Here is a 19,524-nt window from a genome sequence, read left to right as displayed (position 1 = left end):
ATGAGTAGCATTAAAAACTTTTTAGAATTACCAACAGATAAGCAAATCGGAGAAACACAATATTTCTTCCTTCTACGTGATGGTTTTCCAGTTAGCCCTGGTCACACACTTATAATAAGTAAGGAACTTCGTACAGATTATTTCGAGCTGACTCCTATAGAAAAAGCTGACTTGGATAATGCTATTGGCCTAGCTAGATCTTTAGTTGAGGCAGAATTTGAACCTGATGGTTACAACATCGGCATGAACTGCGGTGAATCTGCCGGCCAAACGGTATTTCATTTTCATTGTCATCTGATACCACGCTATGTTGGTGATATGGAAAATCCAAGGGGTGGTGTTAGGCATGTGATACCGGGTAAAGGAAGTTATTAGATGAAGTGATAATATATTATTTTATCGATATTTCACTATGGTAAAGTTTTACAAATTATAGAATTTAGCAAAACTAATTTTATATTTTACTTTCTTTTTACCTTAATTAAAGTTAATTTACGACGGGTCTAACTTATCCAATTTCTTTAGAATATTATATGGAAAATTTACATTTTATAGGTGACGAAAGTAAACTCAAAGACGATCAGCTAGCAAATATAGTCATTGAAGAGATAAATAATTTTTTCATTTTAAAAGCCGATCCAAATTTTTTCATTTACTATAATTTCCCTTTTTACAGAGGCGAAATAGACGACGAATTAATTCAGGCCCATGTATTATTAGTATCAAGGAAATACGGTGTGATTTTTTTTAGATGTTTACTAACTACTGAAATTAATACAGTTGAAGTTAACAAATTAGATAATTTGGATAATCATATACATTCGAAGATATCTAAAGTAAGCGATCTCAGAGTGGGCCGAAGAGAATTAAAAATAAATGTAACTCCAAAGTTTTTTGTTGAGAAAAATAATATAGACAGAAGCCCTGATTTTGTAAATAAAATTGGGATTAGAAATGCTATAGAAGAAAATGCCAAAATTGAGCTCCAAGAGAAAGAATTTGAAATTTTGGTATCTGCTATTGAAGGGTCATATTCCTTAAAAACAAAAAAAGAAAGAGTAATAAATACGCCAAGTGTTGGCCCCCTAACAAAAGGTGAAATACTTAATATCATTCAGGCAGAACATTCAGTTTTTGACATAGAGCAAAAAAAGGCAGCTCTAAATATCATTGACACACCACAGAGAATTAGGGGATTAGCAGGATCTGGAAAGACTATCATTCTTGCTATGAAGGCAGCTTTATACCATCTTCAAAATCCTGAAGCAGATATTTTGTATACCTTTTATACCAAAGCTCTTTTTGGACATGTCCACAATTTAATTGAGAAGTATTATCGAGAATTTTCAGACAATAATCAACCTAACTGGAGAAAAATACATATTCTACACGGATGGGGTGGGAAAGATTTAAAAGGTGTATATTCCGATATTTGTGATTCTAATAATCTAAGAAAGATACCATTTATTGAAGCTAGATCGTTTAATAGTAAAAGCCCTTTTGAACATATATTCCAAAAATTGGATGAGGAAGAAAATCTGAAAACAGAATATGACTTATCATTAATAGATGAAGGTCAAGATTTTCCGCCATCTTTTTATAGAGTGATTAGAAGGGTAACTAGAGATTCTCGTATAGTTTGGGCTTATGATGATTTCCAAAATATTTTCGATGTTAAAATGCAAGATGAAAAACAAACTTTTGGAAAAGATAAAATAACTGGATTATATCATGTTGATTTTTCTAGGAACAACCATTTATTGCAAGATATTGTGCTTCATAAATGCTATAGAACTCCACGTATCCTTCTTTTAAATGCCTTTTCATTGGGGCTTGGCATTTATAATGATAAAGTATTACAAAGGCTGGAAAACAACAAACATTGGGAAGACCTGGGCTTTCAAATCGAACTTGGTGATTCAAAAGACAATTCAAATATGATAATTTCAAGACCTTTGGAAAATAGTCCAAAAAAATCTAATGAGTTGTTAAATAAAGATGTGATCAAGCTACATATTTATGATAGCATATCTGATGAATGTGAATTTGTTGCAGAATCAATAAAGAATGACATATACAATCAAAATCTGCGTCCAGATGATATTAGCGTAATTGGTCTTGACGGTAGACATATAGAGACTTATTTTAATTATCTTGAGGAAATGTTAACCAAAAGAGATATAAAAGTTTTTAACCATTTGAAAACTTCCTCCAATAATAAAGTATACTCTTACGATGATTTTGTAACCCTTTCTACTCTCAACAAAGCAAAGGGAAATGAATCAGGTATGGTTTACATCGTTGGGACTGAATATGGTTTTATTAATAAAGATTACATTGTCGACAGAAATAAAATCTTTACTGCAATAACTAGAAGTAAGGGTTGGGTAACAATGACAGGTTATCCCGCTTTAAGTCAATGCAAACAAGAAATGGAATCACTAAAAGCAAACGACTATAAGTTAAAGTTTAAGCAGCCCAGTGAAGTAAGCACAAGAAAGATTCTTTGGGGCATTAATGAGCAACAGACCATATTAAATAATATCTCAACCAGTTTTGAGCACCTTTATAAATTGGGATTAAATAAAGAACAAATTATTGAAATGATCAAGAATCTTGATAATAGAAAATGATTAGTAAGCCACAATTTGAAGACTCCTTAAAAAAGGGAATAAAATTCTTGCAGGATCTAAAGCTATTTAAAGCAAAATCTGTAAAATTTGGATGTGAAGTTAGCAAAAATTTTAAGGAAGTTAGCACCTCTAAAAATTTTGTCAAAATCTATGATGTAGCGACAGCTAATAATGACTTTGACATTATCCTTTCAGACGATTCTATATTTCAAATGAAACATGAGAAGGACATTTTAAGATATGCTTTTTTACAAAATCCAAGAAGTTACCTAACCCTAGATGAATTTGCTGAAACAATTTTTGATTTAGACGAGCTTCAAAATATTTTAGAAGTTACTGAGAAGGAAGAATTTTATAGTTTATTAGCTCCTGAATATGAAAAATACAAAGAGACAGAAGATAGATTATCAAATTTCAACTATTTTAGATATGATTTTTCAGAGTTAGGCTATTCTCCAAATTTACATTCTACTTCACATTTTCACATTGGAATGATAGATGATGTCAGAATTCCTGTAGCAAAGTATGTTAGCCCAGCCAAATTTATTAAGTTTTGCATTAAAAATACTTATTATAAAATTTATAAGGAGCATTTCAAAGATTCTACAAAGCTTTCCTCTTTTGTTAGTAAAATAAAATCGGATTGCATCCCTTTAAGTGCCGACCATTGGAAACAAAGCGAACGGGACGAATTGCATTTATTTTAGAAATTCTATTTTGAAAATTGTCCAATTAGTTGAATAGCATCTGTTCTAAACAATGATTTATATTGAATTAAAAAGTGAGTTTTAAGTTTTTAATCCACCAGTGACATAGCTAGCGTTGCATCTCCCTTCCCGGCGATGATGTCCTACTGAAATCCGTATGTTTGGCTTTTGGGGGGAATCTAAGAAGCGGACAATACCAATTGCATATTCCGGAGTAAATTGACCCCATGATTCCGGTACGTTGCACTGGAGTATATGCGCAATTCCATTGAGTTATCGCATGCCATTCCGGCAGATGTTGACCCCTTTATAAGATTTAGATGAACTTATTCCGTCCTCCTGTATCCTGAATTTGTAGTACAGTTGCCCCTCAAGATCTTTAATTTCAGAGGCTGTTTCATACTTCCCAAATTTTCCACTGCAAGTCTTAATTACGCTTAAAGCAGCATCGCTCTTTCCTTTTTCAAAGAACCTGAGTGCATTTTCATATGTACCGTTGATGTAATTTTTTGCATTCAGTATATCGTCATTAAGCAAAAATTCCAATGTTCTGTTCTGGGTTTCTGGCAAGCTAAAGCATCCATAAAATACTGCGAATCATTGATATACCATTGGTCGCCGTTTTTCTCATAAAACTGGATGCTTGAGAGCAGAGCCAGGGCAGGAAAGTCATTTTCTTTTTTATATTCTTTTTGAAGATACTTCATAAAGATATCATCAAAAAAATCCGGACTAAGGACAATACCCGTCTTTCGAATGATACCGATATCCTTTTCAAACTTTTTCTTTAATCTCCGCGCAAAGAAATACTCCTGGTATCTCCGGTGCTGATAGATATACGTATCATTGTTCTCGTCCCCTACACTTTTATCAAAAAACGTATTTAAAATATAGCTTGCAATCGTGTTGATGTCCTTGAAATCTAGCTGTGGAAACTCCCTGCTTAAAAATTTGCCAATGGCAGAGTGTTTAAATCTATACTGCTATTTTTTTAGAGAAACGGTAAGACAATTTGTCGTTGATCCTAATGATCTGTCTATCCTTCGGAATCAGCAGGTTAAGATTATCAAGGTCTTTCCGGTGCTGCTCTCCTTTGAACAGCCCATTGATTTTCAATTCTAAAAGATCAATGATAGTCGTATTTTCTGTAAGATCATCGATGGTATCCCATAGCAGTTTGACAAGAAAAATATCCGTAATTCCTTCAATAAGTTTATTATTCTGCTCGTTAAGCAGATGAAGACTATCGGTTTTTTCTTGTCATCTTTCTGATGGAAATATCGTTCAAGATCCATAAAAGTCAGTTCATTAATGTCGTAAGTCTCAAATGCTTCAAAATATTCATTGATCGTTAGCTTGTTAAGGCTACCCCTGCGGCAGGAGATTAAAATTTTATCCGTGCTGCTCGCTTCTGAGAGCCTTTTTACAAACCGCAGCGCGAGCTCAGCATGAAGATTGTCCAGTTCGTCCAATCCATCGAGGATATAGATAAAACGGATATCTTGATTACGTACTCGGTAATCTTTCTGACGTTGCCTGATAAGGTTCTCTAGGCTGTCGGAATAACAATCCTTAAGATTGACCAGCACAGGCAAAATATGATTGTAATCAAATACTCTTCTTGTCTCAAACAATTTGGCAAAACGCTCTTTCCAGAACCCGCATTTCCTGTCAGCAGTGAAAGCTTGACGATAAGTTTGAATTCAGTCAATTCTTTACCAGGAGTGTAATTCTCATTTTTAACTCTAAAGGAATTCCAGTCTATCTTATTCATCAACGTATTTTATAGGTATCAGGGAACAAAAACAATGGCTATTTGCTATCAATTGCAAATTGATTCTTTTTAACGACAATTCTTACTATATAATATCGCTAATTTAAAAATTATAGCGAGGTATAAGTTATCTACCCCAGAATTGCTCCCATTCAAAAACCCTTCATCAATTTTGAATAAAAACGTTAACTTTTTATAGCTTTTCGAAAAGTTGTTTAGATATTATTCTATCGATATTTGATCAAATAGAAAGCTAACGCTTTTTGCTTAAGGTTAGATAGATAACCGGCTAATACAACGCGGCCTTCTTGTATTAAAATATCCAATGATGAAACCACAACATTCAGCCCTTGCAATTACGATCTCTGAGCGGATTACTGAAATTCTCGATATAACAGGACTCACCCAGACGGAGCTTGCTATTGTCTGCGAATTGGATCCAAGAATACTAAAAAGCTATCGCTCTGCAAACAGAATATTTACTGTTGAAAGTATATTCAGTATCTGTGTAGCTATTTCGGTCCCCCTAAAAGATTTTTTTGACTTCGGCGTTCCACTGGAAATTGATCCCGGTATTATTTTGTCACTGCGTGAACGATCTTTGAATGAAACTATTGAAGTCCGAAGCCAAAGGCAGGAACAAGAAAGGAATTGCATTATTACCCGCTATTTTGACGAGCCAATAGAATTGAATCAGATAATCAAAATTATAAGAAAGGAATATGGACTGCCCATTACCGCTTTTAGAGCATATGACTTGTTAAAAAGGCACATTGGCAAGGGTACAATAATAAAAGAATATAAGACACGAACAACGCAGGAAAGAGAGTCATTTCAACCGAAGGTTTTCCAGTTTCAAAAAAATTCGAACCAGAAATTTGACGACCTGATTTAGCCGTTTTTCCATAAAATTCTAAGAATCACTTTCCAAATTGGCAATTCACTATCTCTAATTATTTCTTTGATTAAGCATATTTTGAATAAAATTTAAATAATGTTAATTTGAGAAATCTTTTTTTCGGACAATGCACTGCAACCAGTTAAGCTTATAGGATCTGGGTAATCAAGGCTATAAACTCCATTCTATCAATAAACATCCATTCGCTTTTCAAACTTATAACAACTCTAAAAAAATTGCGATTCTACGGGCAATCCTAGGAATTAAAGAGTCTGAATAATATATCTTGGTCACACTAGAATTAAATTTGCTGTTTGTTTTCAAAAACTTACTAGTACGGATTAGGGAAAACCGGGACTGAATAAGTTAGATCAAACAGCCCATTCCGCTTTTGATTCAGATTTTACTTTCTAGCGTAATAACGGCTGCTCCAAACTCAGTTTTTTTCAGATTGTCCCCATATATACAAAGTCCATGCTATCAAGTTCCCTACTAATGTTCTTCGAGCTTTCGATGTGGTCAGCAGCCATTAAACAATGCATTATAGTAACAATTAATTGCGTTTATTTATTTTAAATTTTATATTTTACAATATAATATTCAAAAAATAATTAGGGCAAATCAAAAATTATTAATGGAAATACAAGAAAACGATTTTGAGTGTATCTTTTCAGAGCTTCTGGATCAAAGTAAAGTGTTTACAATTAAGTATAATCCCAAACCATTATATTACAAGGAACATGCTTTTATGGATTATACGATCGTCGGTGTAAACGATTGTGGAAGTGAATGGGAATTTAAAGCACACTATAGAGCATTAATTAAGGCTGGAATGTCTAAATTATCATTAGCCCTTGAAAAAGAGAGTCATGATGGGAAGATTGGCCTTTTGGAATATATATATGAAGAATTTTCAGCCTTAAAAGATTACGTTGTACAAAAAGAATATTCCGATGAGGAAACAGAATGGGGACCGGAAAAGCTCCATCGTTTTAGTGCGTTTCAACAAACTGCTTTTGTTGATAATTCTGGAGCAAGACCTCGTCAATCTCTTTTGATTGAACGCAAAATCGAAGAATTTGCAAAAGCTTGGGTAGAAATCATTGACGAGGGTAAGCAAAAGCTAAATTTTTTAATTAACATTTACGAATCTATGCCCAAGCCGCCAGAGACAGTTAAGGACAAGGATACCATAATTCTTTTCTATTCATGGCAAACAGATAATCCAGATACGCGTTCATTTATTTGGAAGGGAATCAGGGAGATTGAAAAAGCATTTGAGAAAGAGGGAAAAAAACTAAAAGTTGAATCAGATATGCGGGAAACCTCTGGAAGCCAAAATATTCCAGCGACTATTTTTGAAAAGATCGAAGCATCCGATATATTTTTGGCAGATGTCAATATCGTAGCAAAAAGTTTGACGAGAGAGAATAATTTCAGCCCCAACCCTAATGTAATGATTGAGTTAGGATTTGCAGCAGCAAAGTTAGGGTGGGATAAAATCATTATGGTAATGGATACGGAGCAATATAAAATTGAAGACCTTCCTTTTGACATCAGGCAACGCAGCATTCTTTGGCATACCGGAAAAAATTTAGATCAGCTTACTGGGAAATTGAAAGGTTTTATCTCTGCCATTGCTAAAAAAAAGGTATAGGATTTACAGATGTCGCTATTATTAGGCTAAATTTCTTTTATAATAAAATGTAATCAATTTACAATAGATTAGCCGATATCATGGTAATTTAGAAAGTATTAAGATATCGGATTCCCTAACTTTCATTGTAAAAATAAAATATCAAAATTCATGATCAATGAAATTTCATTACGTCAGTTTAATGCTTACTGTTATATTCGTGATCCTCGATCTTCTCAATTTTTAAGAGAGGTAGCGTGGTTCGAGGCAAAAGGCAAAACTTTACTTGCGGTAATTGTAGAGGAATACATAGACTCTGAGTACTCATATTTAATTCTTGCTCGTGACGACCGAAAGGTATTTCAGGGTGTAAAACTTGCAGAAAGATTTTTCAGAACTAAAAAACGAGCAATTTTAGAATGTAAGATTGCTCTTGAAAAATATGAGTTTCCCGAAATAGAACCGAAAAAAAAGAAAGGAACCAAGCGGGCGAAGCCTGAGGAATTTCTTGTTCCTCAGGTTCAGAAAGAAAAACTTCATCCTTACTATCAAATTCTATTAAATAACGAGTCCTATACGCCAGCGAAGGAGCTGATTAATGAAATAGTTTACAGTCATCTTGATGTCGATGGGAATTATATTAAGGATTTTCAAACAACTGGATTTGATGCTCGCTTGTGGGAACTGTTTCTTCACACATTTCTTTTGAATTCACAGTTTACCATTGACACTTCCTTTAATGTCCCTGATTTTTTGGTATCTTACTTCGGAAAGGAATTTGCAATTGAGGCAGTTACGGTTAACAAGAGCCAAAACTTTGATGAACCTCATCCTAAAAATGCTGCGGAAATCTTTTTATTAAGTAGAGATTATATGCCGATTAAGTACGGAAGCTCCTTAACTAGTAAACTGAACAAAAAATATTGGGAAAAAGATCAAGTTAAGGGTAAGCCATTTATCCTAGCTATACATGATTATCATATGCCGGCGACGAAAGAAAATTTTGGATCTATGATATGGAGCCGCACAGCCTTAAGTGATTACTTATATGGTTTGAGAATGAAATCAAAAATTGATAAAAATGGTAATATTTGTTTTGAAACCCACACAACACAATACAGCGTAGAACCTATAAATGAAAATATTATCTCTCACCAGTGGAAAGATAAATCTATTCCATCCAACTTTTTTAGTCTTCCAGACAGCGAGCACGTCAGCGCTGTGCTGTTTGCTAATAATGCTACTCTTGCAACATTTAACCGAATGGGAAGGTTGGCAGGATTAGGTCTTGAGAATGTAAAGATGATCAGAACAAGTACATTATATAACCCCGATCCATTTGCTTCTGAAGCTATCCTAAATGAAATAGATATCGATGATCCATCATATGAAGAAGCTTGGGGTGATGGAGTTATGATGTACCATAACCCCAAAGCCAAATTTCCTGTTGACCCTGGCTGCTTTCCGGAGATCTCACATACATTCCTGGATATTTCTAAAGGTCAACTACATGGATCAACTCTACCATATATGCCTTTTGGTTCAGTTACAGAAATATTTCTTCCTAAATCCTAGAATAGTTTTGGATTATTGTCAGAAGCATTCTAATGTCTCCCCCATACTTTTAAAGAGGAACATTGATTTAAAGACTATGCCAATTTGGAGAGATTTAAATTTAATTTTTCGTTTTGTAAAGGAATGGACATTACCTGTCTATATTTTGGAAAATGAAATGGCGCAATGATGATCATTGATGGGAAAATTGGCTCAATTAAAGACGCAGGCTCTTTTGTCCGGATAAAATTTGCAAGACTATCAATAACTTTTGATTGCTTCAATTGAAGTAGGCCCCCCATTAAAATTAGATATGAAAAAATCCTCCGTTTTGGGTTTGACATTTCCCTTGTGCCAATCATTTGCTAATAATTGGTTTAAAAGCAAGTAATTGGAGTAAGCGTACGAATTTTGATATAAAGGATTCAATTCATCTGAATCTTTATGGATTTTAAAATCAAACTCATCGATTTGTATGCCATATTTATTTTCAAGTGAATGATTTTTTGGAACACTTACAAACCGAACTACCGTTCATTTTTCCAATCGACAGAATCAGAGAATTTCTTTTTACCTTCTTTACTCAGAAAATTAACTAAAATAGGTACAAATGCTTCAATATCGTCTCCCTCCAAAGAATGTATCATTCTTAAAACGAAATCGTCCCGTTCTGAAATATTTTTATTTGTCAGCAAGTTATCAAGCTGTTCAAGAGCTCCATCAACTTTCTTTATTGGAGACAGATCAATTTCTTTATTGTTTCGTAAATCCTGTAGTTCAGCTTTTAGATTAGGATACTTATCACTTAATTTAACGACATTTTCGGCTTCGCTTTTTAAAAATTTTTTCAACCTATTGACCTCTTCATTTTTACTGTTTAAGTCACTCGTGAGTATAGAAACTCTTTCATTAAGGTCTTCCAAAGTACTCGTTTCTGATTTAGCCAACTCTAATTTTGCACTTTCTCTCGCTAGCCTAGTCTTTTCCTTTACAACAGAAATCTCTAGATCCACTAAGCTTTTTTCTCTTTCTAATACAATTGATTTATTAATACTGGATATATAGTTTTCAATCCTTGGTAACAGAAAAATATAAAAGATTGTCGCAATAGTAGGCAATATCCATGCATAATAGTGATTTAATTGAGACTCTGCTAAGGTAATTCGTTCGGATGATGGTAAATTAGAAACTATCAATTCATATAAAAATTTCCAATTTACAATACACCAGGAAATAATGAAGCTTCCAATAATGCTATTATTTAGCCGAGCCTTTACGGGGTCTAATAATTCTTTGATAGTGTCCATAAATTCGATTGGTTAATAATTTACAAATAAAGCAAAAAAGCCCGAGACTTCACAACGTCGAAGAATCACTAACCACCTATAAACTTAGATAATTAAAAGAGTAAATCAATTTTCTCACCTTATTTGCGGATGATATCTCTACTCTCCTCCTCACATAGGATCTGTAGTCCAATTCTCAAATGAGGAGGTTTAAAAGTCATCATCCGTGTAGTTTACTCATAGTAATTGAGTTATATAAATAATTTTTATAAAATGAACAGTTGAATAAAAATCAATAATTATTCCCTCTTTTCTAAAATGTATTAAAGCTTCCCTAAACGGCAGAAAGCCCATTATCATCGTATGGAGTAGAAATACTATCCATTCACACCAAACCGCTCAAGATGTTACGGTGTAACGCTCGGGTAACTGGACTCTACACATCTCTTTCCATAAAAACTAAGTTTTTAAAAATAGATAATTGAAAATGAATTACTAATTTTAAATAGAATGGAAACCTATAATTAGCCAATAGTAGCTCGATAATAAAAAATTTCTATTAACCAAAATTCATGGAAAACGACACAAGTATTGAAAATATACAACAACTCATTGATCTAGTTAATAATGATCCAAAAGATCACCCGCTAAAAAAAATGGGAGTGTTGTTTGCCGCTGCTATGAATGACTGGCCAACCCAAAATCAAACTAACATCAATGAATTCGTACAAGAGTTGCAGAATTATTTTGGGACACCCGTTACCAAAGACATTATATTTAATAAAGCTACAAGTCTTTCTGATGAAGACGCGTGGCGGAAAGAATCAGCCGCTTCCCTATTAGAATTTTTTGATCTCGCTGAAACACAATATCAAGAAAAAAATCTCGAACAACTCATTGAAGCAATTATCAAATACTACCAGGAACCTTCAAAAATCGCTGATCCGATTAATCTTGTTGAACAATTTGGACTATATGACGAAAAGTTGGATTTATCCGGTTACCAATATCCGAGTTTAGATCTTTTCCCGCCCCAATTACACCCCTTAATTGAAAAAATTAATAAACAGGCTGCGGAGTATAAACTTCCAGTCTTATTAAATGGTGAAGAAAATCTTACCTTTCAGGAACTATATGAGCACCCAAATCTGCTATTAGCTGGTACGATTGCTTCTGGTAAAACGCAGTTTATCTACAATCAATTGGTAATGTGGTTGTATAAATTCCATCCAGCACAGTTGAAAATGGTCATATGTAAAAGCAAACCAATTGACTACACTGCTTTTACCAAACTTGAAAAACATTTTATAGCTGCAGTACCCGGTGATCAATCTCCTGTTATCGATCACAATAAGGCTCTTCCGACGATTAATGCATTACTAATTGAATGCGAGCAAAGACAAGAGTTATTCCAAAAAGCAGGTGTAAAATCAATTACAGATTATAATAATAAATTTGTCCATAGAACACTCGACCCATTACTAGGTCATCGTTATCTGCCTGACATCGTATTAATAATGGACGACCTGCAAACATTTTTAGATGATGATACAATAAGGTCTCTTATCGTATTGACGCAAAAAAACTTGTATACAGGAATCTATCTATTGGCTGTAACAAGCCAAATAATGGCTAGAAATATTTCACCACAGTTAAGAGCTAATTTTAGTTTCAGAATTGGAATGAAACTCATGTCCCAAAATGAATCTAAAAAGATATTGGACCGTATCGGTGCGGAAAAACTCACGTCCTCGGGACAGTTAGTCTACGAACGTGGTGAAAAACTAATTAAAGGCCATCAACCTTATTTGGATTACCTATACTTATCATCAATCTGTGAGTACATTGGAAGCCAGCGCGGGTATCCCTCTCCTTACCTCCTACCTGAATATCGCTTTGCCGAAAATATACCGGTGCTATTTGATCCAAAAGATAAGGATCAGTTCTTTGAAGAAGCTGCTCGATTGATTGTGATGTACCAGCAAGGATCTACATCATTAATACAACGTAAATTAAAGCTTGGATACAACCGTGCTGGTCGCATAATAGACCAGCTAGAAGCTGCAGGAATAATTGGTCCATTTGAAGGAAGTAAACCGAGAGAAGTTTTATTTCCAGACGAATATGCGCTGGAACAATACTTAGAAAAACTTGCAGCAAATAATAACCTAGAATATACTCCTCCAAATATATACAATAACTCAAAAAAGATTATAAATACACTTATCGAACCTGAATTGTCTATGAAAAAAATTGACGATTTAAAACGCGAGCCTATTTACACTGAAAATAAACCAATTGTTTCTAAAAAAAATAAGGGTAAAGTATTCGTATTCCTCCTTATTGTAGTTGTTATACTTGCTTTTTTCTATTGGATGGGCAAACAGTAAACTCGATGCACTCTGATTTGACTGTTACGGTAAACCGTAAATATTACCAATTATAAGACGCTATTTTTGTTACAACAAATTATCTATTAATAATGCGTAAACATTGCTTTTATAGAAAAACATTGATAAATTAGAAAATAGGATTATTGACCTTACCGACATAGTTTAAAAACCTCATTGTCAGTAAAATTGCAGACATTCAGTATAAAAGTTAATGGGAACCTTTTTTATAATTTTGATTTTTATTGTGATTGCTATAGCTGCCTCAAGTAAAAAAAATAAAAAGAATCAACAGCAGCAATATTATGCTCCGCCAAAGCCTCAAGAGCAGCCAACTGCAGCGGAAATGAAGAACGCGAACTTCTACTATGGTGAGGGTTGGCGTCAATACTTAATCGCGCACCATGGTAAGTATGAATTGTGGCCACCAAACTTTTTTGAAATTGCTGCCCTTGCTTTACGTAAACTTTCCATCAAGGAAAACTATGATCTTAAAATCCATTTTAATCATAGAGATGGATCTCAACTGCTTTACAACCTTACTTTAAGGCTATTAAGAAATCGTCAATACACTAGCGAGAATGTATGTAAAGCCTATAGGATAGTGATTGATACAATTCAAAAACTGCCTGTATCATCGCCAGCACCTCCCATTCCTAGATTTAGTGAAGAGAAGTCCGCTACTGCAATCTTACAAGATAACAAGAATGTTGTTATGAATAACGTGATATCAACAATCCAACCATTACCTAAACCACAAGCAATAAAGAGCGACGAGGAAACCGCTGATGATAAACCTTCCAAAGTAGAAACTCCCATTCAAATAGAAGATAGTAAAGCTGACAAAGAGCAACAACGTGAGATTACGTCTATATTGGATTCTTTAAATGCGAAAAATATATCGGACGAAACACCCAATGATATTATTGACGTTACGGGGCATCAGGAAGAAATTATATCAACTCAAACCTATAATATAGATACTAGCACAAGTACCTATTTTGAACCTTCTTTAAATATTGAAGAAGTATTAGCAAAATTGGATAATTCTAATCTTTTTGCAGCTCAAAAGGAAAGTCCAAGCGTACAACCAATCCAACACAGCTATTCGGAAGGGTTTGAGAATAATTATAACTATGAAGACTATTTACTCGGCAAGCGTTATAAAGATAAAATGGGACTTTCAAAAGCTCAAGTAAGTCTAGTCAATAAGCTAAATGGAGTAAATAATGTTTTTCTAGAAGTTGAGGGATGCTGTATAGAGACGATTACCCTCTTTCTGAGTTGTGAAAAAAAATTAAGAGCTAACCTCACAAAAAAAGATTCTAACCTGAAAAAGGAAATCGAAAACCTTGTTGAAAGTGCGCGCAAAATCTCAAGAGTAACGAAGGAAGGTGCTTGGATGTTTGATAGTTATTATAATCAAAAATATGTAAATGACATAATCTCGCAGCAAGTGTATTACACAATATTCAAAAGAGCCGAGATTTTAGTAAGGGAAAATTGGGGACATAAACGAAAAGTATCTGGTGAATTTGCTCAAACTTTTACTGGTCTAAGCGATATTTTCGAGGATCGAGTAGGCTCTGATGTGAATACGATTTTGGAAGGCCTAAAGTCCTCCATCAAAGATCCAGATCTAGCGACTGAGATCGAATTAAATAGGATGAATACAACGCGTTGGAAATCCAAATTTGATATTTTAAAGCATGATGTAAACCAAGAAAATATAGTCGAATTTGGACAGGAAATTCATACGCTTTTTGAGCAGAATCAACTAAACCCTTCTGCGGAAAACATTTACTATGAAGCGTGTAAAATAGCCTATACCATAGATAAAAATGAAGCCATAAAACTTTACTTACATTATCTGTACGCTGATCTCCAATCTGATAAAATTGACGACAAACAGCTCACAAAAACAATCCACAAGGCACTTTTTAAAAATGATCACCACGAACAGGCTTTTAACGATATTATACAACAATTAAAAGAAGATCGTAATCTCGCTTCAGCAATTGAAAAAGTAGATTCTATATATGCTCCAATCCGAAGAAAAATAGAATTGAATATCGAAGCGATCAAAACCGTTCAGGAACAGGATAAAAATACAGTTCAACTCTTAAACAACTACCTTCAAGATGATGAAGAGGTCGTAGAGGATGTACCAGTTGTAAATAGCAGCGAAGTTGAAAGCTCGAAGACGGAGGTAAAATCTACCGAGATTGAATCTGATCCCGACAACTTATTTGTTGACGAGATTGATCTATCATTAGATCAACGTGAATTGATCGGTTTATTTACAGCAAATAGTTTTGAACTGACTCAAGAATACCTAGCGAATTTTTGTAAAACGAGAGGGTTAAGGTCTGGCCCCATGATCAACGATATTAACGAGATTTGTTATGAAATTTTAGATGATACGCTGATCGAAGAGCGTGACGAAGAATATTTGGACATGAATGAGGATTATTATAAAATGATTATTAAAGCATGAAACTAGCAGTAAAACCTAAAGAAGCCACCGCTATTATTAATTCATTACTTAGCGGTGTAGTGCCAAGAATCGGGGTACAACATATTACAGTAGGACGTTCGGATGAAGTGGATGCATTCATCAAAGCACTAGACGATGTAAAAAATGGCCATAGCATGGTTAAATTCTGGATAGGTGACTTTGGATCAGGAAAATCCTTTATGTTACATCTACTCAATACGGTAGCATTGAAACAGAAGTTTGTGGTGTCAACAGCAGACTTCACGCCGGATAATCGCCTATATTCAAATGATGGGAAAGCGCTCGTGCTTTATACGGCTATCATGGATAATATTGCCATACAGACAAAACCAGAAGGTGGCGCTTTAGCAACGCTACTGGAAAAATGGATTGAACAGGTTGTCGCCACTACGGCAGCGGAAAATAACCTCTCCCTTGTCCAAATACGGGAAGAACAGTATTTGAACCTTGTAAAAAACAAGATTATGCAGTCAATTAATGAACTGACTGATGTTGGTGGATTTGACTTTGCGAGTGTAATCATGAAATATTACGAAGGATATATCAATGATGACGAGCTACTGAAAAGAAATGCGCTAAGGTGGTTAAAAGGTCAGTATAAAAAGACTGAAGCACGTCAAGACCTTGGCGTCCTTGAGGTGATCAACGACTTGAACTTCTACGACATGCTCAAAAATTTCACAGCACTATTTGTCAGTATGGGGTACAGTGGTTTTATGCTCAATCTCGATGAAGCCATCAATCTTTATAAGATCTCTACATCGACAATGCGTGAAAAGAACTATGAAAAAATCCTGACGATTTATAACGATTGTTTCCAAGGTAAAGTAAGTAATTTGTTTATCAATATAGCGGGTACACGTGAGTTTTTGGAGAATGAACGTCGTGGTTTATTTAGCTACCAAGCATTGAAATCAAGGTTAGAAACAAATAAGTTTGAGACCCTTCAAATTCGTGATTTCGCACAGCCTGTGATCCGATTAATGCCTATCGATCATAACGAGATATTTGTATTGCTTAAAAAACTCAAAGAAGTTTTTGAATTTCATTATAAATTGGAAGTTGATTTTTCCGATAACGAGATCCAAAATTTTATGGAGGAAATATATAATAAGCCTGGTGCAAGTGAATTTTTAACACCGAGGGAAGTAATACGTGATTTCCTGAATATTTTGAGTATCCTGCGTCAAAATCCGGAATTGGATAAAGCCGCGCTGTTCAGCGATATCCAGATCAAAGATGAACGCCCAGTTGATATATTATTAGACAGTATAGAAGAACTATAGTATGGCATTTGAACTGCTCTCTGAACCAATTAGACGTTATGTAAAAGATAAGCGTTGGGAAAGTCTAAGACCAATACAAGCGGCTGCAATCGAAAAAATCATGAAAAGCGATAGCAATGTCATATTGGCAAGCAGAACGGCTTCCGGTAAAACAGAGGCTGCCTTCCTCCCTATCCTTTCCAAAATAAGTCCGCGTAGCGAGAGCGTTCAAGTCCTTTACATTTCTCCGTTGATCGCATTGATCAACGATCAATTTGTGCGCGTAGAGGATCTGTGTAGTTATCTAGATATTAAGGTAACAAAATGGCACGGCGAAGCGAATAGAACGGCGAAAGAGCATCTGATTAAAGAGCCGAACGGTGTCGTATTGATTACTCCAGAGTCTTTAGAAGCAATGTTAGTCAATAAACCTCAAAACGTTAGCATATTATTTAACGATCTGAAATACATTGTTATTGATGAGATTCATTCGTTTATAGGCACAGACAGAGGGATTCAGTTGAAATCGATATTGCACCGAATTCAAAAGTCCGCTAAGGTGACACCTGCTATCGTTGGTTTATCAGCGACTTTGGGCGATTTCGAAGAAGCCAAACGTATGACCGGTCGGCCAGATGCTACGGTTGTACTACGGGACCGGACCGCTAAAAGCATGGTTACATCTTTCCGTTATTTTGAGAGCGGGGCAAATCAACTTTCTTTGGAGTTGCTCAAAGATCTCTACAAAGAAACCTACAACAGTAAAGTTTTGGTATTTCCAAATAGCCGTGGACGTGCTGAAGAAGTTGCCGTCAAGCTAAAAAGGATTGCCGAAAAAGTAAATGGACATACCTCATACTACTCACACCATTCATCTGTCGATCGGGAGTTAAGGGAATGGATTGAACATTTTGCCAAAACAAATACCTATCATCCATTTGTGATATCATGTACATCAACACTAGAGCTTGGTATCGATATTGGTAGCGTGGAAAAAGTAGTTCAGATCGATGCTACGCATTCTATTGCATCCCTTATACAGCGAGTAGGTAGAAGTGGGCGGAAGGATGGACAAGCAAGTTCTTTGTTGTTATATGCAACTGGAAAATGGAGCCTGTTACAATCATTAGCCTGCTGGGAACTTTATAAACAGGAATTCATCGAACCGCCCTTTGTAGCTTTAAAGCCCTTTGATTTATTTGCACATCAACTATTGGCAGTAGTCAAGCAGTATAGTGGCTTACCCATATCGATTTTAAAAACCGAGCTCGAGCAAAACTTTGCATTTAAGGATATTACGTCCGAAGAGTTTGATGATATTTTAAGCCATCTGATCGAAACCGATATGCTCGAACAATTAGGTAAAGAGGTCATCATAGGACTCGAAGGCGAGCGAATTGTCAATTCGCGAGATTTCTATTCAGTATTTGCGACTGAAATACATTTTAAAGTCCTACATGATGGCAAATCTATCGGAGATCTACCCTCCTCCTCTCCGATCATGATCGAAGACAACATTTTGTTGGCCGCAAAGATCTGGAAAGTGGTTGATATAGACTTTAGAAGCAGGAAAATATTTGTAAAACCTACGAACGATGGCAAGCCTCCGATCTTTGGTGGTGAGCCCGGCAATACACATCCATTAGTGAGGCAAAAAATGCTCGAATTGCTGATGACTTCATCCATAGATCCTGAGCTTGATGAGCAATGCCGTGCGATATTGGATGATATGCGTCAGGTGTTTAAAGATATTCCCATTGAGAGTTTGGAAGATGACCGTCCGCTGTTTTTCGGAGAAAATTCCTATAAATTTTATACCTTCCAGGGGTCAAAGATATTTGATACCTTAAAATTTATTTTATCAGCTGCAGGCTTAGAATTCCGGCATCAAGACGCATCAGCATCTATTGAAATAGATAAAGAGCAAGGATTTGAATGGTCTGCACCAAAGCTGCTTGCCGTATTTCAGGATTTGGATCAACATTTAGCATTTCGGATTGATACCAATCCTGCTATATTAAGTTTTGCAAAATGGGCTATACTACTTCCAAAAGATAAACAGATAGAGCTCTTAAAAAGTCGAAGATATGATTTCGACGGAGCATTGAAATTTATAAATTCTGTTCGATGGATGTATGCTAATACTGATGATGTCGATATCGCAAACTTTGCTTTAGACGCATAAATTAAAGCTTGACTGTTATGATTATTTCGCACGTTATTCTTGTAGAGATTGATACTGATAGCTCGACTATAGCTTTAAAAATCAAAGACCTTAAAAGTGTAAAGTTTGATTATTATTCTAACGCAAAGTATAATAAAAGTTTTGCTGTCTGCACAAACAGCAAACATTTAGCGTTAAGCATAAAATCTGGCATTGAGGCCTTGATTTTAGATGATATAATTAACGACTTCAACGGAGCCATTTATAATATATCGGCTCTAAGCAAATTAGTTCGAGGATGTAATTTTTATAAGTCCGAGATTCCGAGTATTGAAATCATAAAGAATATAAAGACCCTAGAAAAAGTTGAGATACCTCAAATTGATACCTACAAAGGCATAATGGAATTTTATGATAATTGCAATCTAGTAATTGCTCAAATCGACGAGTTGTTATATAATGGTGCTGAATTTTCTAAAAATAACCGAAAAGAACAACCATCTATTATTCACAATCGAAACTTACCTATTTTGGATCAATTGAATTTCGATTGGGTATATAATAAAGACAACGATATCGTTTTTGATAATATTGGTCTTGCAAGATGGAGACGCGAAGGGCGGTTCCCGGAGCATAGACGACTTATTGAGATGAAGTATTTTAGATAAAAATCTAACCGATAAATCTTTGATTTATTAA

15 protein-coding genes are annotated in these 19,524 nt (G+C 35.0%); 12 read left to right on the top strand and 3 right to left on the bottom strand.

All coding sequences use genetic code 11. The annotated features are described in order from the left end of the window. The 3 genes from B3600_RS23420 to B3600_RS23410 all read left to right on the top strand — a co-directional run bounded on the left by B3600_RS23420 (nucleotide 1) and on the right by B3600_RS23410 (nucleotide 3,340). Nucleotides 1-375 carry an HIT family protein gene (locus tag B3600_RS23420; RefSeq protein ID WP_286754603.1) on the top strand — a complete coding sequence of 125 codons (375 nt, stop codon included), beginning with the start codon at nucleotides 1-3 and terminating at the stop codon, nucleotides 373-375. Nucleotides 376-533: 158 nt separating this feature from the next. Further along, nucleotides 534-2,633 (top strand): DEAD/DEAH box helicase, encoded by a 2,100-nt coding sequence (locus B3600_RS23415; RefSeq protein ID WP_286754602.1) that lies wholly within the window; start codon nucleotides 534-536, stop codon nucleotides 2,631-2,633. Further along, entirely contained in the window at nucleotides 2,630-3,340 is a 711-nt protein-coding gene (locus B3600_RS23410; RefSeq protein WP_286754601.1) for a DUF2290 domain-containing protein, read from the top strand. Before B3600_RS23415 ends, B3600_RS23410 begins: the two co-directional genes overlap by 4 nt. 273 nt (nucleotides 3,341-3,613) lie before the next feature. On the opposite strand, the gene B3600_RS23405 is transcribed toward B3600_RS23410, so the two are convergent. Then, entirely contained in the window at nucleotides 3,614-3,886 is a 273-nt protein-coding gene (locus B3600_RS23405; protein ID WP_286754600.1) for a hypothetical protein, read from the bottom strand. 411 nt (nucleotides 3,887-4,297) lie between these two features. On the opposite strand from B3600_RS23405, the gene B3600_RS23400 reads away from it, so the two are divergent. Continuing rightward, a complete protein-coding gene (locus tag B3600_RS23400; protein ID WP_286754599.1) occupies nucleotides 4,298-4,462 on the top strand; it encodes a hypothetical protein in 165 nt (54 codons plus the stop codon). Here the strand turns inward: B3600_RS23400 and B3600_RS23395 are convergent. Next, a complete protein-coding gene (locus B3600_RS23395) occupies nucleotides 4,459-4,974 on the bottom strand; it encodes a hypothetical protein (protein ID WP_286754598.1) in 516 nt (171 codons plus the stop codon). The two genes, B3600_RS23400 and B3600_RS23395, sit on opposite strands and share 4 nt — an antisense overlap. 465 nt (nucleotides 4,975-5,439) lie before the next feature. On the opposite strand from B3600_RS23395, the gene B3600_RS23390 reads away from it, so the two are divergent. The 3 genes from B3600_RS23390 to B3600_RS23380 all read left to right on the top strand — a co-directional run bounded on the left by B3600_RS23390 (nucleotide 5,440) and on the right by B3600_RS23380 (nucleotide 9,223). Continuing rightward, on the top strand, nucleotides 5,440-6,009 hold the full coding sequence (locus B3600_RS23390) for a hypothetical protein (protein ID WP_286754597.1): 570 nt from the start codon (nucleotides 5,440-5,442) through the stop codon (nucleotides 6,007-6,009). A gap of 637 nt (nucleotides 6,010-6,646) precedes the next feature. Continuing rightward, complete coding sequence (locus B3600_RS23385; protein WP_286754596.1) at nucleotides 6,647-7,669, top strand: hypothetical protein; 1,023 nt, start codon at nucleotides 6,647-6,649, stop codon at nucleotides 7,667-7,669. Between the two features lie 150 nt (nucleotides 7,670-7,819). Continuing rightward, nucleotides 7,820-9,223 (top strand): hypothetical protein, encoded by a 1,404-nt coding sequence (locus tag B3600_RS23380; RefSeq protein ID WP_286754595.1) that lies wholly within the window; start codon nucleotides 7,820-7,822, stop codon nucleotides 9,221-9,223. 506 nt (nucleotides 9,224-9,729) lie between these two features. Here B3600_RS23380 and B3600_RS23375 read toward each other — a convergent pair. Further along, the gene (locus B3600_RS23375) at nucleotides 9,730-10,509 is read right to left on the bottom strand and encodes a hypothetical protein (RefSeq protein ID WP_286754594.1); all 780 of its coding nucleotides are present in this window, start codon (nucleotides 10,507-10,509) and stop codon (nucleotides 9,730-9,732) included. A 551-nt stretch (nucleotides 10,510-11,060) separates the two neighbouring features. On the opposite strand from B3600_RS23375, the gene B3600_RS23370 reads away from it, so the two are divergent. From B3600_RS23370 to B3600_RS23350, 5 genes are all read left to right on the top strand, one after another. Continuing rightward, complete coding sequence (locus B3600_RS23370; protein WP_286754593.1) at nucleotides 11,061-12,878, top strand: DNA translocase FtsK; 1,818 nt, start codon at nucleotides 11,061-11,063, stop codon at nucleotides 12,876-12,878. A gap of 214 nt (nucleotides 12,879-13,092) precedes the next feature. Continuing rightward, nucleotides 13,093-15,375: a tellurite resistance TerB C-terminal domain-containing protein gene (locus B3600_RS23365; protein WP_286754592.1), complete on the top strand. Its 2,283-nt coding sequence runs from the start codon at nucleotides 13,093-13,095 to the stop codon at nucleotides 15,373-15,375. Next, nucleotides 15,372-16,682 carry an ATP-binding protein gene (locus B3600_RS23360; RefSeq protein ID WP_286754591.1) on the top strand — a complete coding sequence of 437 codons (1,311 nt, stop codon included), beginning with the start codon at nucleotides 15,372-15,374 and terminating at the stop codon, nucleotides 16,680-16,682. The genes B3600_RS23365 and B3600_RS23360 overlap by 4 nt, the downstream gene beginning before the upstream one ends. 1 nt (nucleotide 16,683) lies before the next feature. Further along, nucleotides 16,684-18,846, top strand: coding sequence for a DEAD/DEAH box helicase (locus B3600_RS23355; protein ID WP_286754590.1), 2,163 nt, complete (start codon nucleotides 16,684-16,686; stop codon nucleotides 18,844-18,846). Nucleotides 18,847-18,863: 17 nt separating this feature from the next. After that, nucleotides 18,864-19,493 carry a hypothetical protein gene (locus B3600_RS23350; protein ID WP_286754589.1) on the top strand — a complete coding sequence of 210 codons (630 nt, stop codon included), beginning with the start codon at nucleotides 18,864-18,866 and terminating at the stop codon, nucleotides 19,491-19,493. The last annotated feature ends 31 nt before the right edge of the window (nucleotides 19,494-19,524 follow it).

It is taken from the genome of Sphingobacterium sp. UBA2480, from assembly GCF_002341965.1.
In the GTDB taxonomy this organism is placed as follows: domain Bacteria; phylum Bacteroidota; class Bacteroidia; order Sphingobacteriales; family Sphingobacteriaceae; genus Sphingobacterium; species Sphingobacterium multivorum.
This window is presented reverse-complemented; position numbering and strand designations above follow the sequence as displayed.